Raw genomic sequence first — 22,647 nt, 5'->3', positions numbered from 1 at the left:
AGACGTATCTCCAATATAGCAATAGCTACAACTGAGAGACGTCAATAATATCTACATCATTATTGATGTAATCGACCATATAATTATTCATGCAACTTTTGCATTTCTATAGTTTTGCTATGTATAACGTGGGCACACTACTATAATAGACTATGTTTCAATACTGTATGACTGCATGCTTCAACAATGAGGCTTAACATTATGCCCTATTATTTTGCATCAATAGCGGATGTTAGTGACGACATAGTAATGTAAGGATAAAGACTTGTCACTGTATCCACCAAAATAGTATGGCATAATAGCATTTTTTTTTAATTGTCGCTTTAATCATCGTGCGTCGTCTGTGAACTTTGTGTGTTTTTATAATAAATACAATAAGCACGCGCTCTTTATGAAAGGGTTATACTGCTATCATCTTGGCCTTACCATTCAGGCTAGGATGTCATCGCGGGTTTAATAACATTATCACAAACCCTTCACCGCCACGACTTTAGGCTTATGCAGGACAGTAATGTCATATCAATTTATCACTAGTGCCAAATTACCCACTCGTCACGGCGAGTTTGATATTCATATCTTTGAAAACGACGAAGGCCAAGAGCATGTCATGCTGACCGTTGGTCTAGCTGTGGTCGATCAAATGACAGCACCTAGCTCAGATGACACGTTGCCGCAAAGACCAGTCCCACTGGTTCGGATTCATTCTGAGTGCCTAACAGGCGATGCGTTTAGCTCATTGAAGTGTGACTGCGGACCACAGCTCAATACTGCCATGCAGGCAATACAAGAGGCCGGTTGCGGTGCTATTTTATACTTGCGTCAAGAAGGTCGCGGTATCGGTTTGACTAACAAGATTCGCGCTTATGCCCTCCAAGATCAGGGACATGATACGCTGGATGCCAATCTCATGTTAGGCTTGCCTGCCGATGCGCGTATCTATGATATGTGTGGTCCGATGCTGGCCCATATCGGTGTTAATGCTGTCAGACTCATCACCAACAATCCAAACAAAGTTGCTTATTTGACGGAGCACGGTATTGACGTTGTCGAACGGGTACCCATACTCGTTGGTGTGAACGATATGAACGCGGAATATCTAGCAACCAAACGTGATCGCATGGGCCACCTGTTTGATAAAAACATTAATATTGATACAGACGCTTCTCTCGATACAGACCTTAATACCGCCATACACCTGAATAAATAGATATCTTATGAGTATTACAAATACAAATAACGAAACAGACTTGTCAACGGTGGCGTCCGTGACGACGCCAACCAATAACGACATCATGCGAGTGCGCGAATTTCTAGTTGATTTACAGGCACGCATCTGTGTATCGCTAGAAGCACAAGAGCGCGATGGCAGTACTAATAACAACGAGCATGCAACCTTCGTTCCCGATGACTGGGAACGTCCTGAAGGCGGCGGCGGTCGGTCATGTGTATTGGCAGATGGCGAGGTCATTGAGAAAGCGGGTGTCATGTTTAGCCATATCCATGTCCATAACCTCCCCGCCTCAGCCACCGCCCGTCACCCAAATATCGCTGGTCGCAAAGCTCAGGCCATGGGCGTGTCGCTAGTTGTGCATCCCAAAAACCCTAATGTGCCGACCAGCCATGCCAATGTACGTTTATTTATCGCAGAAGCGGAAGGCGAAGCACCTATTTGGTGGTTTGGTGGTGGCTTTGATCTGACGCCCTTTTATCCCGTACTCGCTGATTGTGTGCATTGGCATCAAGTCTGTCATGATCTATGCGCGCCTTTTGGGGACAATATTTACGCTGACTTTAAACAGTGGTGCGATGAGTATTTTCATCTGCGTCATCGCGACGAGCAGCGTGGTATCGGCGGTTTGTTTTATGACGACGTCAGTACAGAGAGTCGCGGCTGGGACTTTGAGACTTGCTTTAACTTTATGAAAGCCGTTGGCAATGGTTACCTTGACGGTATCATGCCGATTTTTGAGCAGCGTAAAGATCTGCCTTATACCGAAGCACAGCGTGAGTTTCAGCTCTATCGCCGTGGTCGTTATGTTGAGTACAATCTGGTCTACGATCGTGGGACTTTATTTGGACTACAAAGTAACGGACGTATCGAGTCTATCCTAGTCAGTATGCCACCACTTGCTAGCTGGCATTATCGTTTTGAGCCGACTGAGGGCACGCCTGAATTTGAGCTGACTGATTATTATCTAAAACCACGCGATTGGTTAGCATTATAGATTTTGCAGATAACTTGTCGTTCAAGTTTTTGATAAATGATTTAAAAGGTCAGCTACGATAGCTGGCCTTTTTGCATTCATATGATGACTGATACTGAATTTCACTGCATTGATATGACATTACTGATATGACATTTAAATAAAATGAACAATAATCGTGTTATTAACGCCATAAACTCTTTTTAATCACCTGAATGATTACGAGGATATAACAACTATCTCATTATCATTTTGTAGATAACCGCTACAATAAGAGAAGTTCTTTGGCGGCTACTGTACGTAAAAGAATTTTCGGCAGTATTTTTATAATAATATTTGAGGCAAAGTGCGCGTTTATAGTGGCGCCTGCGATTAGCCAAGTTTAAAGGAGTAAGTCATATGGCACAGGTTTATACCAAAAAATCTTTGAAATCTTTTTTTAGCATCACCTTAATGGCAGCGGCGCTGGGTTTGACAGCGTGTAGCGGTGCAGGCGACGACCCTGATATCAAAGCGCGCCAAGACAGCATGAAAAGCTGGGGCGATGCGATGGGCGTCATGGGTGATATGGTCAAATCACCAGATACCTTTGATGCAGCGGTTTTCAAAGAACAGGCGGCATTCTTGGCAGAAGACGCCTCAAGCCCTTGGAGTCATTTTGAAAACCAAGAAGCCATGGGTAATGCCACTGAGGCCGTTTGGTCAAATGCTGACGGTTTCAGTGCTGAAGCGGACAACTTTCAAAAAGTGACTGCTGAGCTAAATGCTGCTGCACAGTCGGCCACTAGTGTCGAAGACGTTCAGCCTGCCTTTGGTGAAGTAGGCGCAAGCTGTAAATCGTGCCATACCGAATTTAGAGCAAAAAATGACTAACGCTTTGTACTGGCCTAGTAGCTTGTAGAAAGACAAAAAAACCGCCATATTCAATGATATGGTGGTTTTTTATTGCTTAAAAAATATCACTTCAAGGCAGCTCTTTGAAATAACGTGCTGAGTAAATTACTCTTTCTCTATTTTGTTGGCATTATTAGAATCATCATTAACATCGTCATCTTGCTGCTTATTTATCTGCTTAACGATAGATTTTACCGAAGGATCGCTTAGATCTATCGTACGTATTGGGAATGGAATATTGATATCTGCTGCATCAAGGGCGTTTTTGATCTCTACAATCACTTGATGAATCGAGGTAACCTTGTTGGCCTGCGTGCCATCTTCAATAAACCAGCGAACCATCAGATCTATGGACGAGCCGCCAAACCCTGTGGCAATCACGCTTGGCGTCGCTTTTTTTGATACGCTCTCAACTTTATCCAAAGCTTGTAAAATCTCAGCCTTTGCCGTTTCTATATCATCCTCATAACCAATGCCCACCGCCACTTGTAAGCGGCGCTGTTTGTAGGCGGTATTGACTGTCAATGCCGAGGTATACAGCTCCGAGTTTGGAATAACCACTTGCCTACCATCATAAGTCTTGATGGTCGTTGCACGGATTTTGATATCTTCTACCGTTCCTTCATAGTCCCCCGAGACGATTTGGTCACCAATACGAAACGGCTCTGAGATCAGCAATAAAATACCAGAGAGTAGGTTTTGAAAAATATCTTTAAAGGCAAAACCAATCGCAACCGAACCAATACCTAGCGCGCCGATTAATTTGGCTGGTGTAAATCCTGGAATAGCAACAACCATGGCGATCATAAAGCCAATAAACAGAATAAGTGCCCCACCTATCCGCTGAAACACTTTCACCAAGTTTTGATGACGCACGCGCGCGCCTAGGGTTTTATGCACGACTTTTTTGAAAATAATCGACAACAGCCAAAAAATCCCCAACACAATGAGCGCCGCCACAAAATATGGAATGCGCTCAATAAAGCCACTTGCCAAGTCTTGCGTGGTATAGACCACTTGTTGATAGATGGTTACACCATCGGTTAGCGTATTCGATATGCGACTCACATCGGGGGTGGGCATAAAGGGTTGCTCCTATTGCTGTGTTGGCGCGTGTTTAAAGGGATAAATAACTGGATATGTCACTGCTGCGTTATCAGTTACGCCATCAAATCAGCTTGAACGATTTCGATCCAGTAGCCATCGACATCCTTGATAAAGGCAATGTTTTTCATACTACCCTCTTCTGGGCGTTTTTTGAACTCGACATCGTTCTTATCAAACCAAGCGATGGCTTCATCTAGGTTCGGTACGCTAAAGCAAATATGTCCAAAGCCTTGTGGCTCTTGATTGCCGTCATGATAGCTAAAGTCCGCTTTTGTCTCCGTGCCGTAATTATGGGTCAGCTCTAAGATACCGCGTTGACGGAACGCAAAGATTTCTAAATCATCACCAGCAGGCAGGTTCTCACGCTCGCTCTCGGTCAACTTTGCCAAGAAATACAGATCAAACTCCATATCAGGAAATTTTTTGACCGCTAGCAACGTCATACCCAACACGCCTGTATAAAATGCCAATGACTTGGCAGGATCTTTGACGCGTAGCATAGTGTGATTGAAAGTAAAGCCTGTCGTTTGTGCTGAAATCGACTGCACACCATCTGCACTGATACTGCTAGCAGGCTGTGCGATGGTTGCGTTATTATTAGATGGAGTAGACATAATTATCCTAATATGATTTAGAAAATGCAGTTATAAATAAGCGAATCACGATTGCCGTAATTCGCTTGGTTCTTTCATCATAATAAAAATTGGCAAAATAATTGATAGGGTTTTGTAAGAATATGAACAAAGTATGTTCATATTTAGATATATATTAGCCGTCTAAGAACCTTACCTTCCCTGTCTCTAGGTCATACTCAGCACCCACAACAAGCAATTGACCACTGTTAGTCAAGTCCTCTAGTGCACGCGATCCATGTCTGAGCTGACTCACTGACATGCGCACGTTGGCACGGATAGAGCGATCAACCAGCTCATCGGCATCGACGTCTTGACCATTGGCCGTTGCCAGTTCATGCAAGTTATAAACACTTGGGCGAATACGATCAACGATCGATTGCAAATTAGGTGAATAGTTCTGTTCAGGATTAATCAGTGTCTCGACGCAAGCTGTGACAGCACCGCATTTTGAATGTCCAAGCACAACCACCAACTGCGTACCGAAGGCTTCGGCCGCAAACTCAATTGAGCCAATCTGTGATGGCGCCACCACATTGCCGGCTACACGTATGACAAACAAATCCCCCAAGCCTTGATCAAAGACAATCTCAACGGGTACTCGTGCGTCCGAGCAGCCCAAAATAATAGCCAATGGATTTTGATCTTTGACCAGCTCTGGACGACGCTGCATATATTCATCGGTACTGGTGAGACTATCCACGTAACGGGCGTTACCTTGTTTTAACAGCTCAAGCGCTTCTTGACCGGTAGTTGGACGTGTATCGTTAGACATGAGAGATCCTTTATTATCAATAATATGAGAATGTTAAACGGCTTTATATATATTCAAATCTAAATGTGCGAATAGTGACTGGCTTATCAGGCCTATTATCTGGGTCAGCCATACTGTAATTGTATAGGAATAAAGACCAAAAAATGACAAAAAACTTTGTTTAAAGGTCATTATACACAAGCATTTCTCACTACAAACACAGCGATATCTGGCACTGCCATGACGGTACGACTCGCGTAACTTATAACGAACTTGCACTGATTTATAGTAAGGGTTTGCTATAATGTGCAGCAATCAGGCAACAACCAGACAGTAATCAAATCGTGCTTACGCTCCTGCCAGTTTTTGATGACAGCGAGATACCTTGATGGCTGCACTGATTTACTGCTCTGATCTATTGGACGCTTAGGAACAGATATTATGACCGACCCATCGCCAAACACGCACAAAACCTCTGCGTCGCCTCAAAATGACAAAACGCTGCTACAACTGACTGGTGTCAAAAAAACCTACGATCAAACTGAAGTCTTAAAAGACATCAACCTTGATATCAAGCATGGCGAATTTTTGACCTTGCTTGGACCTTCAGGCTGTGGCAAAACAACATTGCTGCGCTTGATTGCAGGATTTGAGCAACCAAATGCGGGGACCATACATTTAGATGGTATGCAGATGGCAGGCTTGTCCGCTGATAAACGTCCGATTAACACTGTCTTTCAGCAATATGCATTGTTTCCACATATGAGTGTCGCGCAAAATGTTGCTTATGGCCTAAAAATAAAAAAAGTGCCAAAAGATGAGATCCAAACGCGGGTCAGCGAGATGCTTGCCATGGTGCAGCTAGAGCATTTAGCCAATCGCAAACCGCAGGATTTATCTGGTGGTCAGCAGCAGCGTGTGGCGATTGCTCGCGCAGTGATCAACCGCCCCAAGCTCCTCCTGCTCGATGAGCCATTATCCGCGCTCGATCACAAACTACGCTTGCAAATGCAGTCTGAGCTCAAACGCTTGCAACGTGAGCTGGGCATTACTTTTGTGTTTGTCACTCATGACCAAGAAGAAGCGCTATCGATGTCAGACCGCATCGCGGTAATGAAAGACGGCACATTCCAGCAAATCGGTACGCCTATCGAGATTTACGAAACCCCTGCCAACTTGTTTACTGCCAAGTTTATCGGTGAGACCAATCTGTTTAGAGCTGAGGTCAAGGGTGTCTATCCAGACCTTCCCGATCGTGATGGCAAAGTGACTAATGGACGCATCGAAGTCGAAGTCTGTGAGGCTCAAGCGCAAGAAGGACCAACAACGCTACGTAATTTGCGCCGACCAAATTTTGCCAATGATGTTCAAGTAGGCGACATTGTTAATTTACTACTTCGTCCCGAAGATCTACGAATATATGATCCAAAAGATAACGAGCATAGCGGACTATTGGGCCGTGTCATCGAGAGTAATTATAAAGGCAGTACGTTAGACTCGATTATTGAATTGGCGAATGGCCATATCATCAAGGCTTCTGAATTTTTTGATGAAGATGACCCAAGCTTTGATTACAAACTAAACGAAGGCGTCAAAGTCTCATGGGTCGATGGCTGGGAGTGGGTGTTGCCAGAAGATACTAACGATACAAACAATGCGATCGCACAGAAGGATGGTAGCTGATGGCCCGCAACCACTTAGGCAGCAAAAGCCCGTTTCGTACGGCAACGCTCTGGCTGATCTGGGGTTGGCTACTGATATTTGCGCTATTACCAAACATATTGGTCATCGCTGTCAGTTTTTTAACCCGTGATAGCAGCGCCTTTATTAGCTTGCCTGTCAGTATTGACAGCTATGTGCGCATGGTTGATCCGTTGTATTTTGAGGTCTTTGTTCATTCATTATGGATGGCAGGTATCACAACGGTTATCTGTCTACTGCTGGGCTACCCTTTTGCGTGGCTCGTGGCCAAGGTAAAAGTGCGATGGCAGCCGTTACTCATGCTGCTGTTGATCCTGCCCTTTTGGACCAACTCTTTGGTACGAACGTATGCGCTCAAACTGCTCTTTGCGAATAATGGCTTGATTAACAAGTCGCTGCTAGCCATCGGTGTGATTGATACGCCTATCGATATTCTATATACACAAGGCGCGGTGATTGCAGGCTTAACTTATTTGCTATTCCCCTTTATGGTATTACCCCTATATGCCGTATTTACTGATTTACGCAATGACATGCTGCTCGCCTCGCAGGATTTGGGTGCATCAAAAGCACAGACCTTTTGGCATGTGGTCTTACCGTTAACGACGCCGGGGATTATCTCTGGCGTACTGCTCGTGCTCTTGCCGGCGATGGGTATGTTTTATGTGGCGGATATTTTGGGTGGTTCTCGCAACTTATTGGTCGGTAATATCATCAAAAACCAATTTCTAGACGCCCGTGACTGGCCGTTTGGCGCGGCTGCTAGCGTGTTATTGACAGTGGCAATGGCGGTATTGTTACTAGCCTACCGTGCCAGTAGTCGCCGCATTGGCAAGACTGACTTTAACGAGGTGGCCTAATGTCTCATTCGCGTACGCTCAAGATTGGTAGTATCGCTGCCAAAGGCTATCTCGGTCTTATTTATACTTTGTTATATCTACCCATTATTGTTTTGGTGGTGATGTCATTTAACAAGTCGAAAATCGGCTACAACTGGGGCGGCTTTAGCTTAAAATGGTACGAGTCATTATTTAACAACCAAGCGATGCTCGATGCGTTTTGGCATTCTATTGTCTTGGGGTTGGTCGCAGCTACTGTGTCGACTCTCATAGGGACGCTCACTGCCCTCGCCTTACATCGTTATAATTTTCGCGGTAAAGGCTTACTAAACGGGCTGCTATTTGTGCTGATGATGTCGCCTGAGATTGTACTCGCAATCTCGTTGTTGGCGCTGTTCCTATTAATTGGTTTGCAGCTAGGGTTTGTCTCATTGCTATTGGCACACATTACCTTTTGCTTGCCCTTTGTAGTGATTACTGTCTTTGCACGTTTGAGCAGCTTAGATGAGCGTTTAATGGAAGCGGCGCGTGATTTGGGTGCCAGTGAATCAACGATGGTACGCACGGTATTAATTCCCGTTATCTTGCCAGCGGTCATGGCGGGTTGGTTACTTGCTTTTACCTTGTCACTCGATGATGTGGTGGTATCGACCTTTGTGACAGGGCCCAGTTATGAGATTTTACCGCTGCGTATTTATTCTATGGTGCGCGTCGGTCTCAAGCCAGAAGTCAATGCGATAGGGACATTATTACTAGCGGCCTCTTTGATATTGGTCGTCATCTCACAGCTATTATTACGCAAGCGCTAGCTATCAATTGCTCCTTGATAGCATACTATGAGTGAAAATCAGTGCCATATCGACTATAATGAATTTTTCTCACGGTAGCGGTTAGACTATATTATGCTTGAGCTTCGTCATCTTAATACATTAACCGCGCTACGTGCGCATGGTTCGCTTGCGGCAGCGGCAGACGAGCTACACGTCACCGCCTCTGCCGTTTCACATCAACTGAAAGAGCTAGAAAACTACTACGATATCAGCTTGGTCAATCGCCGAACTCGCCCGCTGAGCTTCACGCCAGCGGGCAAAACCGTCTTAGCATTAGCAGACAGCATCCTACCGCAAGTAATCCGTACCAAATCCAACCTCAAGCGCTTGGCACACGGTCAAGCGGGCAGGTTACGACTAGCTTCTGAATGTCATAGCTGTTTTGATTGGCTTATGCCGATACTCAATCACTATCGCCGTGAATGGTCAGATGTCGAGCTAGACTTTGCGACAGGCTTTGAGCCAGAGCCGCATCATCTGCTGATGGAAGGCGATATTGATCTGCTCATTACCACCAGCGACTTACCGATCGATGGTATCAGCTATCAACCATTATTTGAGTATGAGAGTCGCTTGGTGCTGTCACCAACGCATGATTTAGCGACGCAAGAGTTTATTGAACCAAATGACTTAACGAATGAGACGCTCATTGCTTATCCCGTAGAGGCCAAACGTCTCGATATCATTGCAAACTTTATGACGCCAGCACAAGTGAGCTTTGAGAATGTTCGTACCACAGAGCTGACCGCGATGCTGATTCAGTTGGTCGCAAGCGAGCGCGGCGTAGCGGCGTTGCCTGACTGGGTGGTCGCTGAATATGAAAGAAAAGGTTGGGTCGTCTCACGACCATTGGGTGATGGCGTACATTGTCAGCTGTACGCGGCAACGCGTACTGCAAGCAAAGATACAGCCTATATGCAGGGATTTGCCAGTTTATTAGAAGGGATCGTAAAGCCAGTTTAATACTCCACTGCTTATTACATTTTTTGGTTATAAAATACTGTCCGCTTTCTTACGTTGTGGTAGGCGTTAGGAAAACTGATGGTTCCCTAGTGAGGACTTGAACGCTAAGCTGTGGGCTCATGGTATCAATGTTCTAACTCGATGAAATACTCACAGTGTACTTCATGGTGTACTTACCATGCATATTCTAGAGTTTGTTCATGATGTGATTAGCTAAAATAGTCTTGTTTGATAGCTTTTAGGAAAAATTACCGTTTTTGGGTATCTAATAAGCCTAGTACAAATTGCGATGTTAAAGTAAAAATCTATTGGAGTAACTAATAATGATTGATACATTCAACCCTAATAAATTGATACTAAACATCCTATTGATTGGAGTTTTCCGATTACTTCATCTTGGCAGAATCAGTAACGACCAAGCACATCAATTAATATTTAGTCCAAATGGTTTGGATGCATTAGAAAAAAACAAACATTTGAATGATTTTTCAGAAATTGTAAATCAAGCGTTGTTTCTAGAGGATGTACTAGATATTTCAGGTATTGAAAAATATCAAAAAGAATTGACGCGTTTTGAGAATGAGTTCATTGAAATGTTAGTTATTGGTGATTCTGAAGAAATGCGCAATGTACTAGAAATTATTACTTCACTTGGTATAGATAGCGATTGATCTAAAATTGCTTCGACACAGTAATACTATAATTCAATGTAACCAGTGCAAATCGACTTACTCTATACAACTTCATTTGTCATCAAGTCGGTTGTTGGAATATGTTCGGTGCGCTATACAGGCATCGAACTGTTGACCATATTAATCTATCGCTACACTGCTTTTATTCTAAGTCTAGACAACTCTTACTCCTTTTGAAGAGAATAAGCATTTATGAAAAAAATTAGCTATATGGATTTTAGATTAGACGTACTTGATGACTTTTTCTTATGTCTAGTTGACAAGCCAAAGGTCGATATAAGTTATGACGAAGTTTTAGGGTATGTAGACTATCATTATGAAGAAAGTTTCTCAGAGATTGAGTCATTCTTAGTCTGTTTCGTGCTTTACGTTTTATGCGGTAAATTCGATGTGACAAGCAGTCTCTCTAAAACACTGAAAAAAAACCTGTTGACCCACATCGACTCTCAAGACTTTGGGAGCTTTATTCGGCAAGTTGTAGATGAAGATAGAAATAACCTTTTTCATGATATGTATTTAGTTGGCCTTATATCTAAAGATATGAGAGACAATCTTTGTAAATGAATTTCAGATATTCTGATTTACACATATCAAAACTAGCACAGATTAGCTTTATTAACGTTATGCATAGGGTTTTTATAGGGTATACCCCAAGGGAACTAGCTATTTCACTCTTCAAACGTATTAATAGACTACTTATAACAGACTCTTAAACGATTAATATCTATCAACGCCTACAAAACCAACTTAAAGAAATAAAAGCCAAGCGCGGTTGCCAATAATGTCAGCCCAACATGCAAACCGATGAGCGCTAAGCCTGCTAGCAACCGCCCATCATGAATAAAACCAAATACTTCTGCACTGAACGTACTAAAGGTAGTTAACCCACCCAAAAAGCCAGTAATCACAAAGACACGCACATGATCAGATAGATTGCTTCCCATACGCTCAAACCATACTAGCGCAAGCCCAATTAGAAGCCCGCCCAGTATGTTAGCGCTCAGAGTCCCAAGTGGTACCCAACTATTTAAAGCGTTGAAGCGCGATAACCACGCGCGCAGGCAAGCACCGAATGCTGCTCCCAGACCAATAGCAAGCCACTGCACCTAGATACCTTGAGTGTTGTTGTTTTCGTTAGCGGTGCTGGTGACAGGTGGCAACTCGGTCATCGGCCAGCGCGGAATACAGCTAACGCCCAAGTCATCAGACTGTCCTGCCTGCAAGCGCTCAAACCCTGCATAAGCAATCATCGCACCATTGTCTGTACACAGCGCAGGCGGTGCGTAATGAACGCTTGCATTGATTTTAGCCAGCTCGGCCTCCAAGGTTTCGCGCAGATGCGTATTGGCACTGACGCCGCCTGCAATGACCAGACGGCTCATATCTGCTTGCTTGAGTGCTTTAACACATTTTTTCACTAGTGTATCGACCACTGCATGTTGGAAGCTCGCGGCGATATCCGCACGAACTTGCGGATCACTATCCGAGCCATCGGTGTCTTTGATCAGATTATGTACCGCTGTTTTCATACCACTAAATGAAAAATCCAAACCTCGATGAAGCATCGGTCTTGGCAGTGCGTAAGCATCAGGATTGCCAGCTTCTGCCAGTTTGGCAATATTAGGGCCACCGGGATAAGGCAAGCCCAGCATCTTAGCAGCCTTATCAAAGCACTCACCCGCCGCATCATCGATCGACTCACCCAATATCTCATACTGTCCCACACCATGAGCGGCAATAAGTAAGGTATGACCGCCAGAGACTAACAGCGAGACAAATGGAAAGGCGGGTGGATTGGCACCCATAAGCGGCGCGAGCAAATGCCCTTCCATATGATGAATACCAATCGCAGGAATACCCAAACCATACGCCAGACTGCGGCCAAATAATGCGCCGGTCATCAAGGCACCGATTAGCCCTGGCCCTTTAGTGTAGGCAATCGCATCGATCTCGCTTTTTTTCATGTCACACTGCTCAAGCAGCTCGTTGAGTAAGGGCACAAGCTTACGAATATGATCGCGACTGGCAAGCTCAGGTACAACGCCGCCATAGAGTGCATGCAGCTCAATCTGTGAGTACAGTACTTGCCCAACTAACCCTTGGTTATCATTATTGATCTGCTCGCTATCAAAGATCGCAAGCCCAGTTTCATCACAAGACGTCTCTAAACCCAATACCTTCATACTTTTGCCTTTATGCTTTTGTTTTCGGACTATTTTTTACCGCGTTTTTATTGTATATCACTTTAAAATTTTGAGTAGCGAATCAAATCAGCTTCGCACAGCCAGTCATATTGTTAAAATCGATAGTAATAAAAAACGCGCATAAAAAACCGCCATTGTCAGTCACAATGACGGTCAGTTTAACAAATTTCAATAACTGATATACTCTATATATACCGTATCAGCTTACTGACGCGAGCATATAATCAACAGCGGCTTTGACTTGTGCCTCACTGACACCATCTACCGCTTGTGCTGGCATTTTATTGAAACCCTTAGCAGAGTGCATATACAGCGTTTCTTTATCTTTGGTCAAACGAGTCGCCCAAGCGGCTGTGTCACCATATTTCGGTGCATTCAATAAACCCGCCGTATGGCAAACTTTACAGTTTGACTCGTAAAGTTTAGCACCAGTATCTGCAGCGAGCATTTCAGGCTCAGCGGCACTCTCTTCTTCAACCACCATGTCGGCAGACTCAGGTTCAACCATAGGCTCAGGCACCGTAGCTTCAGATTCTGTTGCAACTGTTTCTTCAACATTCGTAGCAGCAGGTTCGTTGGTTGCGGTAGACTCTTCCGTAGTCGCGTTATCATCACTACAAGCGCTCAATACTAATAACACACTCAGACTGATGACAGATAAGCTCAGTCTCTTTATGTGCCGCTGTATATCAATCATGACCTTACCTTTATTTGATGCGTCTGTGGCCAAATTTTTTATAGCAGTTCATAGACTCTTAATATTATATTACGAGTCTAATTAAAGGCTTATTCAGCAGGTGTTGCAGCAGCATCTTCAGGTGTTGCCATATCGGCGCTGTCAGTGGCAGCAGGCGCAGCCGCGGTATCAGCACTATCCGCTTGGGTATCGCCTGTTATTTCTTGCTCAACACTCATCGCTTCAGATTCAGTCGCACCTGCTTCATCAGCTGCCGTCGCATTGTCTGCCACTGCAGTTGCAGAAGTCTCCGGAAACTCCATGTCTTCTGCTTCAGGGGCATTTGCGCGTGCTAGCTCAGCCGCTTCATCTACCATATCGATCGCCAATACTTCTTCATGCTCTTCGCCGCCGCTACAAGCACTCACGCCCGCACCCAACGCCACGATAAAAGCTGTGCTCAACACCGTGTTCAATACTGTTTTTTTCATTCCAACATCCTCAATAAAATACGCACAAAACGGTTTATATGCTTATTAGGGTCTGTTTGATATTCAAATATGGCGCTGGCAGTCACTATTTTTTAGACAATATGTAGTGAAATGGTTGACGCCTAGTCATTCTAGGCTAAACAAGTTCGCCATATAGTGGCAAAAAAGAGTACTGCCCTAAAAGGCTGATGCTAAAATTACCCCAAACGTTGTTGAAACCCTAGCTAAGGTCGCGACATTATCGTCGGTTTTCGCCTAGTTTGGTGCCATTTTAGCCATCAGCAGCCCTAATATTTGAATATCAAACAGACCCTATAATATGGGAAATATCATAGCATAAACTCCCACTAAACCGTTATAGACCGTAGGGAATTTTTATTGACCGTAAAATTTGTGTTTTGACGTCACTCAAAATAAGACTGTTTAATTTAAATACCGCTCTAAACGAGTGATAAATAAACAATAAATCGTTAAAATTATTGACTTTGTTGATATTTTTTATTAAAATAACCGCCCTTACGCCCATGCGTGAGAATTGTCCTAGTTTGAGCTGATGCCAGTAATCTTGAGATATTACGGCTAAATACTAACACACAGCCAAACTAATGCCCTTATATCTCATCCTAATCGAGGAGTCTTCATGCCTGCAGTTAAGGTTAAAGAAAACGAACCAGTTGATATCGCTATCCGTCGTTTCAAGCGCGCTTGTGAAAAAGCTGGTGTATTATCAGACGTACGTAAGCGTGAGTTTTATGAAAAACCAACGCAAGTACGCAAGCGTAAGAAAGCTGCTGCTGTAAAGCGTTATAAGAAGAAGTTACAACGCGAAACTATTCGTACTACTCGTATGTACTAATCAACAATCTGATTAGTTAAGTACAAGTGCTACACTAACGCCACTGTTATCCATCGATATCAGTGGCGTTTTTTATGCTACAATTTTTGTTATTACTGCTGACGCCATTTTTTATAAAAGCCCGCTCTCAGCAGGTTTTACCCCAAAAAAACTCATTAAACAGTACCCAACAAATAGCATTTAACAAACCACTAAGGATAATAGCAGTGAGCCAACTTAAACAGACGTTGTCAGACAGTATCAAAACTTCTATGAAAGCACGTGAGCTTGAGCGTGTTAAAGTGCTCCGTAATGTACAGTCGGTCGTCAAACAAATCGAGATCGATCGTCAGACAGAACTTGATGATGCACAAGTCTTGGAAGTATTACAAAAGCAGCTCAAGCAGCGCCACGAATCCCTAGCTATTTTTATAGAAAATAGTCGTGACGATTTGGCTGCCAAAGAGCAGTTTGAGATCGATATTATCAATGAGTTTATGCCAAGCCAGATGTCTGATGAAGAACTTGCTCAGCTGGTCAACGCCGAAATCGCGACGCAAGGTGCTACCTCGATGCGTGACATGGGCAGCGTCATGGGTGTCCTGAAAAACAAAACCGCTGGTCGTGCTGACCCTGCGCTCATCTCTAAGCTGGTTAAAGACGCGCTACAAAAATAAGCTTCGGCTACGGTTATACAAATAACCGCCTAAGGCTCAAAGTCTTTGGCGGTTTTTACTGCTTTTATTTCTGTATTGATAGCGGCTAGTAACGGACGAGCACTACTCCCTTGAGCGGTGGCTTGCAGGTTTTCGGTCAATTGCTCGGCTTGTGTTAATGAGGTCAGCGCACTCTCATAGCGACCATTCCAGAGCTGGTCATGACTGCGATAACGTAGCGCATTAATCGTCGCGATATTGGCCAATTGCGGCGATGTTGTGGTTTTAGCGATTTTTTCATTGGCCATCTGCAAGCTTTGCCATGCATAACGGTCGCTTGGTTGTTGCTGTGTCAATGGTTTCAGTAACGCTTGCGCCTTTGTTGGTTGATTGCTACTGGTGAGCGCTTCCGCCAAATACAGACGCAAATCACGGCGCTCAGGATACAGACGCTGCTGACTCTCCAAAATATCTGCAGCTTGTTGCCATTTGCCTTGTTCACTTAAAAGCTGGCTATGAGTAATCGATAGCAAAGGTTCTAGGCTTTGACGCTGCGTATTTGGGAGTTTATTTATCTCAGCCAATACCTCATTAGCCTCTTTGATACGCTGCTGTTCTCCATACCAGCTCACTAAGGCAAGTTTGGCACCCAGACTATTTTTAGCAGCGGTTGTGAGCGTCACTTCAGAAGCATGTTTGCCAGTAATTTGTACACGCCAATAGAGCAAATCAAACAAGGCTTGATGGCGCTGCTGCTGGCTCAATGACAGTGTGGGATACTGCCCAGCACGGCTCTGCGACTCACTCAGTCGCTCATCACTAAGCGGATGCGAGCGTACAAAGCTTGGTAAAAAGCGATTTTCAACCTGATTGAGCTGGCTTTGTTGATTCATCGTGGCAAAAAACCGTGGCATTGCCCGAGGGTCATAGCCTGCCTGAGTCATGATTTGCATCCCTACTCGGTCGGCCTCGCGCTCGTTGTTACGGCTAAAAGCCATGCTGCTATTCATAGAGGCTGTCTGGCTACCCGCCATTACAGCCGCCGCTGCGTCACCATCGACTGCTGAAGCGGCAATCGCAGCCAACATACCGCCTACTTGCATCAGCAAGGCTTTTTTGCGCTCGTCTGCGCTATGCTCATAGTGACGTTGACTGATGTGCGCGACTTCATGGGCGATGACACTTGCCAGCTCATCCATACTTTTGGCGGCCAATATCGTCCCTGTATTGATCCCGATGACTCCGCCAGGTGCGGCAAAAGCATTGATGCTGGGATTATCAAGAATAACGACACCAAGTGGTGCTTGCTGACGCGCCTGCGCATTGAGTCGCCACGTCATGTCTTTTACCGTTTCTTGCACCCAAGGGTCGTGCTCCATTTTGACCCGACCATTGATGTTCTGTAATGACCACTCACCAAGCATTTTATTTTGATACTGCTCAGCAAAGCTCAGTCCTTGCCCACGCAAATTGGGTAGCTCTAACGATTGTGACTCTACTGTTTGCCATGAATGATTGGCAAATGGCATAGCTTGGCTATCATCACCATCCTTGCTATGAGCACTTGTAGCAATTACCAGCAGTGTCACTGACAGTCCAATTTTGATACTATTTGAAAAAGATAAAACCACAGAGTTGCGGCTATCTGTTTGCCCAAATAGTTTAGATAGCGAGCTTTCCGACAGCTTATTCATCGAATGGCTGGTGGCTTTAGCAAGTCGTGGCGGTCTATTAGCGTGGTACAAATTCGTATCCTATCAGATTGTTGACGACGTCTTTTCGACTATACGAGCTTGTTTGTATAAGGTCAATTCTACTATGTGCTTAACTACCAATCACTCAGCCACCCGTCACGATTGTGCAACATGACTGTGTGATTCTAATGAACCGAACATGACGTTGATTATATTCAAATGCAATTATACATCGGCTATTTGGTATAATGGTTAAACACAATAATAGTAAGCTCATGGTTGTCGTAAATATATTGACGATAATCAAGAATAATTGTTAGAGCCTTTTTTGATAAAGAAACCAAAATATTGATACTTGTAAGGTTTGTATTATGTCCGCTGATAGCCAATTACCCATCAAATGTGCATCACACTCTATTTTCTTATCAGCGAGCTTATCCGATCCAGAGCAGCAAGAGATCAATCATCTGTTAGACTTGTTGCCAGTAGAGAATGGTGGCTCAGATGTTGACACTGAGACCAAAATAGATAAAGAGCAACCTTTACTAAATATCAAGCGTTTCGTCGATGGTCGCGGGCTTGCATGTCCAATGCCACTGTTGAAAACCAAAGTCGCGTTACGTAATGTAGCCGCTGGTGACTCATTATATGTGGTCGCGACGGATCCTAATTCGCAAGCTGATATCACAGCGTTTTGTCGTCAGAGTCAGCAAACACAGACAAACGACTACTTAGCGTTAATCGTCAACGAAGTTACTGATTTGTCAGGCAATAGCACATCATTGCAGCGTTTCGCTACAATATATCACTTCATCATTACCAAAACTGATAGCAACTAAACGCTGCTGTCCTTTACAATTACAACTATAGAGATTTTTATCTGACTATTTGCTTAACTATTTAACCAAGGTCAAGAATATGGCTACTACTACTTCTGATGCTGCGAATGCGAATAAAAAAGACAGCACAGCTCCTATAAAAAACGATGCGCGCGATGCTGCACTAAAGGCAGCTGCACAGCGCCCACCTTATGACGCCAGTACATTAGGCAATACCAGTACGCGTGATTTGGTGCCAGCAATGCCAACCCATTTGTCAGCGCCAGGGGTCAATCTGGGTGCGTATATCAATACCGTTCATCAAATCCCTATCTTGACTACTGTACAAGAGCAAGAACTCGCCCATCGTTATTACGATGAAGGCGATGTCGAAGCAGCACGTCTACTAGTGATGTCGCATCTACGTTTTGTCATTCATATTGCACGTAGCTACTCAGGTTATGGACTGCCACAAGCTGATTTAATCCAAGAAGGTAATCTTGGATTGATGAAGGCGGTCAAACGTTTTGATCCCAATAAAGGTGTGCGCTTGGTGTCTTTTGCCGTACATTGGATCAAAGCTGAAATTCACGAATTTGTCATCCGTAACTGGCGTATCGTAAAAGTCGCGACCACCAAAGCACATCGCAAGTTATTCTTTAATTTACGTAGTTTAAAGAAAACTAATAATCAGCTCACGCTAGAAGAAGCAGACGCAATTGCTAAAGACTTGAATGTTACGCGCAAGCAAGTGCTAGAGATGGAGTCACGACTGACTTCTTATGATGCCTCATTTGAAGCACAGTCAAGTGACGATGATGATGGTCGTTATGCACCGCAGCTGTTTTTGGAAGATGGCATCGATCCTGCTGAGCAGTTGGAAGAAGAAGACTGGGAAGAAAACAACTCATTAGCGTTGATCGCGGCTATGGGGACATTAGACGACCGTTCGCGCGATATCGTTGAGCAGCGTTGGCTCTCTGAGCAAAAATCTACTTTGCACGAGCTGGCCGCGGTTTACTCTATCTCCGCTGAACGTGTCCGTCAGATCGAAAAAAACGCGATGGACAAAATCCGCGATGCCATGACCATTGATAGCGTGATCTTGCCAGATGACATTCAGTAGCTCTAAAAAAATACGAGTTTTGCCATGCTAAATTGGATCGGTATTGCCGCAATTAATATGGCTATTGCTGTCGCTTTGGGTGCATTTGGTGCTCATGGTTTAGAGAATATTGTCAGCGCACAACAGCTTGAATGGTGGCATACCGCGACGCTGTATTTGTTCATACATGCGCTGGGTCTATTAGTCGTGGGCTTACTGATACGCTTAAAATATACCACTCAAACTACGGCTTGGTTATTGCAAATCGGTATTATTATATTTGCCGGTAGTCTATATGCAATGACGCTTGGGGCACCGCGCTGGTTTGGTGCGATTACGCCCATTGGCGGGGTTCTTATGATTGCGGGTTGGTTATGGCTTGCTATCTCTACATTTCGACTTGAGAACTCAATGGATTAATCCATTTTACTCATGCCTTCCGAAAATTGATTGATATTATGAGTATAGTTACAAATAGTCGCCCATAATATTCAAAGCACCTATATTGCGATTAATACAAGAGGACGGCTAATATAAGGAATTTCAAATTATTAAGGAGGATTTTATATGAGCACCATTAGTGTTAATGGTAAAAACTTACAAACCACTCATCAGACAGTGCAATTAGTCATCAATGAACTTGGACTCAGTCAAGGACGCTACGCCGTCGAAGTGGATGGCGAGCTGATACCAAAGAGTGAACTGGCTCAATTGCGTATTGCAGAAGGTATGAACATCGAAGTCGTACAGGCTGTGGGCGGAGGCTGATTTTTTATATTTCAGTCTGTCATTAGTTTTTATTAATTATTAAGTCTTAACTGCATCATTAGAGAAGTACTAAAAAAGACCTCAACGTGTCAAACGTTCGAGGTCTTTTTTCTTTTGTAAATCACCAATGAATGAAATAGCTGTTTGTCAAATTTCTTATTTTTTAGCTTGTTCAGACGCTCTTGATGATCTGATTGCCTACTTAATCAACGTGATTCAAACGTATCATTAAGCTGCTGGTACTGCTTCAGCAGGAGTGGTGTCTTGATAGCGCTCATCACGCCCAGCACCCTGAGTCTTTTTGCGCTCTTGACGGGTTTTGTACTTGCGTACTTGTCTATCAAGTTTGTCTGCCATCTCGTTAATGGCTTTATACATATCATCTTCTAATGCTTGGACAAACATTTCTTGACCTGAGACGCGCATAATTGCTTCAGCTTTATGGCTTTTTTTACCGCCATCATTTGCGCCACTATTGTCTAGCGATAATATCACTTTAATACTCTGTATCTGATCAAAGTGTCGCTCTACTTTTTCAAGCTTTTCACGAACTGCTGTGTCCATAGCTTCGGTAACACTGATATGGTGACCACTGATAGAAACATTCATATTATTGTCCTTGTATTTGTAACTTACATTCAACAGATGAAGTCGCATTCCTGCTCTTATCATCCTGCCTTACCAATAATCTATCTAATGCCTCTAGTAAGATTTCGACGTATCCTTTTATCGTCTCCTTTATTCATTATAAGTAAATACTATAGATTGGCACTTAGATTTCGTTGTTGGTATGACTCTAATTTGTCATGAAAGACGGATAGTAGCAAGACGTTAAATTGTAATTAAGTGTAACAATACCTGTTGTTTCTATCATGTTTCTATATAATCAAAAAATTTTATTTTTTATATCTTTACACAGAAATATCAATGATTACTCAAAATTGTTGCAGAATACTGTATTTAAACGATTAATACTTCTGTTTGCGCTGAGTGGATGAACCTATATTCATGGCTTCACGATATTTGGCAACGGTTCTTCTGGCAATATCGATACCGTCTGCCAATAATTCTTTTTGAATACGGCTATCCGATAGCGGTTTTTTGGGATCTTCATCAGCGATTAGCTTTTTAATCATGGCACTAATGGCCGTTGATGAGATATCGCCATCCGAACTGCTGACGTGTGAAGAAAAAAAGTGCTTTAGTGAAAATAGTCCTTGCGGTGTCAAAATCGTCTTACTGGTAGTGAGACGTGAGACGGTGGACTCGTGTAGATCCACTTCTTCTGCGATTGCCTTTAGAATAAGTGGTTGCATGGCCGTCGCACCGTGCTGCAAAAACTCCTGCTGATAACGCACAATACTGGTTGCTACTTTTAATAGGTTTTGATTGCGCTCTTCGATACTGCGGATAAAGAGTCGCGCATCGGTGAGGTTTTCACGTAGATATTGGTTGTCCGGGCTGTCATCACCGCGTTTGACTAAATTGGCATACTCTTGGTTGACCCGTAGCTTCGGCAAGGTATCAGGATTGAGGCGTACATGCCAACCGTCTTCTAGTGCCTCAGCATTGGCAGTGGCTTTACGACTCCTAATAGGTGTGACTAACACATCTGGAATATCGTAACTGTCGGGCTGCTGGGTATAATCAGGCTGGTTGATCTGAAAGAGTAATCCGGGTGAAGGATTTAAGGTGCGCAGTAAGGTAAGCGCAGGAGTGATTTTCTCAGGGGCAAGACCTGTCCGTTCAGTAAGCGCTTTAATATTGTTACTGACTAAATGCTCGCCCGCTGTTAGCAGCGCTTTCGCTTCTTTAAGGTATTGAGTTTTGGCGTCTAGCTTGGATAACTGAATCGCTAGACACTCACTCAAATGACGTGCACCAACGCCAATCGGATCGCAAGACTGGATCATACGCAATACGGCCATGACCTCGTCGTACTCAACGCGTTCATCCCACTGATAAAAGTTGGCCATGGTATCAAAGCTCTGTAGCAACTCATCGATATCGATTCGTATGAATCCCATGTCATCCATAGAGTCCATCAAATACTCTGCAATCAGGGTATCCGCTTCTGATAGGCGCTTAAAGTTGAGCTGCCAGCGTACGTGATCTTGGATAGTCGACGAAGTACCGCCCTGATAACTATCAAAATCCTCATCGCCTCTATTATTGCCTGAACCTGTTGATGTCGAAGCGTAATTCTCTTTATCAAAGCTGGTAGTATCGAAGCTATCAGTGTCAAAACTGCTGTCACTATCCATCGCTCCGTCATCAATACTAGATTGCTGCAGTTTCTCCCAGCTGTCAGTGCTATCGTCACCATAGTCTGTATGGTTATCAGATCCTGCACTAGATGTGTTACTGCTGCTTTGGTTCCAGCTATCAAGTGTTAATGACTCGCTTAGCTCATCTGCTCTATCGTCACGGTTATTCTCGTACTCGTCATCATCTTCTTCGATACGTTCAAGCAGCGGATTACTATCCAGTTTGGCTTGAACCTCTTGTGCGAGCTCAAGACTAGAGAGCTGCAGCAATTTAATGGCTTGCTGCATTTGCGGTGTCAGTTTTTGTGAGGTGCTTAGCGTGCTCGCCAATCCGAATGACATACTCATGGGCGGCTTATTACACTCCAATTTTGGTGATATTATATTTATTTTGCCAATTGAGGCCGTGACATAACCTGATCAGGACATGACGATAGCATTTTTTGTGACAATTTTGCTACGATAATTTATATTCTACCCAGATACGATTGGTATGTTTCTTATATAAACCTATCAC

General features: G+C 43.9%; 25 protein-coding genes. 15 read left to right on the top strand and 10 right to left on the bottom strand.

The genetic code is table 11. The features are described from left to right. Positions 1-511 precede the first annotated feature (511 nt). The 3 genes from ribA (at position 512) to ACHUET_RS01430 (ending at position 3,077) form a co-directional block, all read left to right on the top strand. Entirely contained in the window at positions 512-1,207 is a 696-nt protein-coding gene (ribA, locus tag ACHUET_RS01440; RefSeq protein WP_394210051.1) for a GTP cyclohydrolase II, read from the top strand. 7 nt (positions 1,208-1,214) lie between these two features. Continuing rightward, a complete protein-coding gene (gene hemF, locus ACHUET_RS01435; RefSeq protein WP_394210049.1) occupies positions 1,215-2,225 on the top strand; it encodes an oxygen-dependent coproporphyrinogen oxidase in 1,011 nt (336 codons plus the stop codon). A 378-nt stretch (positions 2,226-2,603) separates the two neighbouring features. Next, positions 2,604-3,077: a c-type cytochrome gene (locus ACHUET_RS01430; RefSeq protein WP_394210047.1), complete on the top strand. Its 474-nt coding sequence runs from the start codon at positions 2,604-2,606 to the stop codon at positions 3,075-3,077. A gap of 126 nt (positions 3,078-3,203) precedes the next feature. Here ACHUET_RS01430 and ACHUET_RS01425 read toward each other — a convergent pair whose 3' ends face one another. The 3 genes from ACHUET_RS01425 to ACHUET_RS01415 form a co-directional block, all read right to left on the bottom strand. After that, positions 3,204-4,181, bottom strand: a complete 978-nt coding sequence (locus ACHUET_RS01425) for a mechanosensitive ion channel family protein (RefSeq protein WP_394210045.1) — start codon at positions 4,179-4,181, stop codon at positions 3,204-3,206. A 77-nt stretch (positions 4,182-4,258) separates the two neighbouring features. Then, positions 4,259-4,819 carry a lactoylglutathione lyase gene (gloA, locus tag ACHUET_RS01420; protein WP_394210043.1) on the bottom strand — a complete coding sequence of 187 codons (561 nt, stop codon included), beginning with the start codon at positions 4,817-4,819 and terminating at the stop codon, positions 4,259-4,261. A 154-nt stretch (positions 4,820-4,973) separates the two neighbouring features. Next, positions 4,974-5,612 carry a carbonic anhydrase gene (locus ACHUET_RS01415; protein ID WP_394210041.1) on the bottom strand — a complete coding sequence of 213 codons (639 nt, stop codon included), beginning with the start codon at positions 5,610-5,612 and terminating at the stop codon, positions 4,974-4,976. A 420-nt stretch (positions 5,613-6,032) separates the two neighbouring features. Here ACHUET_RS01415 and potA point away from each other — a divergent pair, with 420 nt between their 5' ends. From potA to ACHUET_RS01385, 6 genes are all read left to right on the top strand, one after another. Further along, positions 6,033-7,274: a spermidine/putrescine ABC transporter ATP-binding protein PotA gene (potA, locus tag ACHUET_RS01410; RefSeq protein ID WP_394210039.1), complete on the top strand. Its 1,242-nt coding sequence runs from the start codon at positions 6,033-6,035 to the stop codon at positions 7,272-7,274. Next, on the top strand, positions 7,274-8,152 hold the full coding sequence (potB, locus tag ACHUET_RS01405; RefSeq protein ID WP_394210038.1) for a spermidine/putrescine ABC transporter permease PotB: 879 nt from the start codon (positions 7,274-7,276) through the stop codon (positions 8,150-8,152). The genes potA and potB overlap by 1 nt, the downstream gene beginning before the upstream one ends. Further along, on the top strand, positions 8,152-8,940 hold the full coding sequence (potC, locus tag ACHUET_RS01400) for a spermidine/putrescine ABC transporter permease PotC (RefSeq protein ID WP_394210036.1): 789 nt from the start codon (positions 8,152-8,154) through the stop codon (positions 8,938-8,940). The genes potB and potC overlap by 1 nt, the downstream gene beginning before the upstream one ends. A 93-nt stretch (positions 8,941-9,033) precedes the next feature. Further along, positions 9,034-9,924, top strand: a complete 891-nt coding sequence (locus ACHUET_RS01395) for a LysR family transcriptional regulator (RefSeq protein ID WP_394210034.1) — start codon at positions 9,034-9,036, stop codon at positions 9,922-9,924. A 323-nt stretch (positions 9,925-10,247) separates the two neighbouring features. After that, a complete protein-coding gene (locus ACHUET_RS01390; protein ID WP_394210033.1) occupies positions 10,248-10,595 on the top strand; it encodes a DUF3969 family protein in 348 nt (115 codons plus the stop codon). A 213-nt stretch (positions 10,596-10,808) separates the two neighbouring features. Continuing rightward, on the top strand, positions 10,809-11,180 hold the full coding sequence (locus ACHUET_RS01385) for a hypothetical protein (protein ID WP_394210032.1): 372 nt from the start codon (positions 10,809-10,811) through the stop codon (positions 11,178-11,180). A 170-nt stretch (positions 11,181-11,350) separates the two neighbouring features. Here the strand turns inward: ACHUET_RS01385 and crcB are convergent, their stop codons facing one another. The 4 genes from crcB to ACHUET_RS01365 form a co-directional block, all read right to left on the bottom strand. Continuing rightward, positions 11,351-11,722 carry a fluoride efflux transporter CrcB gene (crcB, locus tag ACHUET_RS01380; RefSeq protein WP_371531579.1) on the bottom strand — a complete coding sequence of 124 codons (372 nt, stop codon included), beginning with the start codon at positions 11,720-11,722 and terminating at the stop codon, positions 11,351-11,353. Beyond that, the gene (gene tsaD / locus ACHUET_RS01375) at positions 11,723-12,799 is read right to left on the bottom strand and encodes a tRNA (adenosine(37)-N6)-threonylcarbamoyltransferase complex transferase subunit TsaD (protein WP_394210031.1); all 1,077 of its coding nucleotides are present in this window, start codon (positions 12,797-12,799) and stop codon (positions 11,723-11,725) included. Positions 12,800-13,019: 220 nt separating this feature from the next. Next, the gene (locus ACHUET_RS01370) at positions 13,020-13,517 is read right to left on the bottom strand and encodes a c-type cytochrome (protein ID WP_394210029.1); all 498 of its coding nucleotides are present in this window, start codon (positions 13,515-13,517) and stop codon (positions 13,020-13,022) included. A gap of 89 nt (positions 13,518-13,606) precedes the next feature. After that, positions 13,607-13,987 (bottom strand): hypothetical protein, encoded by a 381-nt coding sequence (locus tag ACHUET_RS01365; protein WP_394210027.1) that lies wholly within the window; start codon positions 13,985-13,987, stop codon positions 13,607-13,609. Positions 13,988-14,627: 640 nt separating this feature from the next. Between ACHUET_RS01365 and rpsU the strand changes: the two genes are divergently transcribed. Together rpsU and ACHUET_RS01355 are read left to right on the top strand one after the other, a co-directional pair. Beyond that, positions 14,628-14,843 carry a 30S ribosomal protein S21 gene (gene rpsU, locus ACHUET_RS01360; protein ID WP_010195908.1) on the top strand — a complete coding sequence of 72 codons (216 nt, stop codon included), beginning with the start codon at positions 14,628-14,630 and terminating at the stop codon, positions 14,841-14,843. 206 nt (positions 14,844-15,049) lie between these two features. Further along, positions 15,050-15,499 (top strand): GatB/YqeY domain-containing protein, encoded by a 450-nt coding sequence (locus tag ACHUET_RS01355; protein WP_394210026.1) that lies wholly within the window; start codon positions 15,050-15,052, stop codon positions 15,497-15,499. 29 nt (positions 15,500-15,528) lie between these two features. Here the strand turns inward: ACHUET_RS01355 and ACHUET_RS01350 are convergent, their stop codons facing one another. Continuing rightward, entirely contained in the window at positions 15,529-17,223 is a 1,695-nt protein-coding gene (locus tag ACHUET_RS01350; protein ID WP_394210024.1) for a M48 family metalloprotease, read from the bottom strand. Between the two features lie 320 nt (positions 17,224-17,543). Here ACHUET_RS01350 and ACHUET_RS01345 point away from each other — a divergent pair, with 320 nt between their 5' ends. The 4 genes from ACHUET_RS01345 (at position 17,544) to thiS (ending at position 19,863) form a co-directional block, all read left to right on the top strand. Continuing rightward, positions 17,544-18,011 (top strand): sulfurtransferase TusA family protein, encoded by a 468-nt coding sequence (locus tag ACHUET_RS01345; protein ID WP_394210022.1) that lies wholly within the window; start codon positions 17,544-17,546, stop codon positions 18,009-18,011. A gap of 241 nt (positions 18,012-18,252) precedes the next feature. After that, the gene (gene rpoH, locus ACHUET_RS01340) at positions 18,253-19,116 is read left to right on the top strand and encodes an RNA polymerase sigma factor RpoH (RefSeq protein ID WP_394210335.1); all 864 of its coding nucleotides are present in this window, start codon (positions 18,253-18,255) and stop codon (positions 19,114-19,116) included. A gap of 24 nt (positions 19,117-19,140) precedes the next feature. After that, a complete protein-coding gene (locus ACHUET_RS01335; protein WP_394210020.1) occupies positions 19,141-19,515 on the top strand; it encodes a DUF423 domain-containing protein in 375 nt (124 codons plus the stop codon). Positions 19,516-19,662: 147 nt separating this feature from the next. Next, the gene (gene thiS / locus ACHUET_RS01330) at positions 19,663-19,863 is read left to right on the top strand and encodes a sulfur carrier protein ThiS (protein WP_394210018.1); all 201 of its coding nucleotides are present in this window, start codon (positions 19,663-19,665) and stop codon (positions 19,861-19,863) included. Positions 19,864-20,091: 228 nt separating this feature from the next. Here the strand turns inward: thiS and hpf are convergent, their stop codons facing one another. Next, positions 20,092-20,472 (bottom strand): ribosome hibernation-promoting factor, HPF/YfiA family, encoded by a 381-nt coding sequence (hpf, locus tag ACHUET_RS01325; protein ID WP_075105727.1) that lies wholly within the window; start codon positions 20,470-20,472, stop codon positions 20,092-20,094. 359 nt (positions 20,473-20,831) lie between these two features. Next, positions 20,832-22,478: an RNA polymerase factor sigma-54 gene (gene rpoN / locus ACHUET_RS01320; protein ID WP_394210015.1), complete on the bottom strand. Its 1,647-nt coding sequence runs from the start codon at positions 22,476-22,478 to the stop codon at positions 20,832-20,834. Positions 22,479-22,647 lie beyond the last annotated feature (169 nt).

Source organism: Psychrobacter piscatorii (genome assembly GCF_043641605.1).
GTDB lineage: Bacteria > Pseudomonadota > Gammaproteobacteria > Pseudomonadales > Moraxellaceae > Psychrobacter > Psychrobacter piscatorii_C.
The sequence above is the reverse complement of the archived record's forward strand: the minus strand, read 5'-3'. Positions and strand labels throughout refer to the sequence as shown.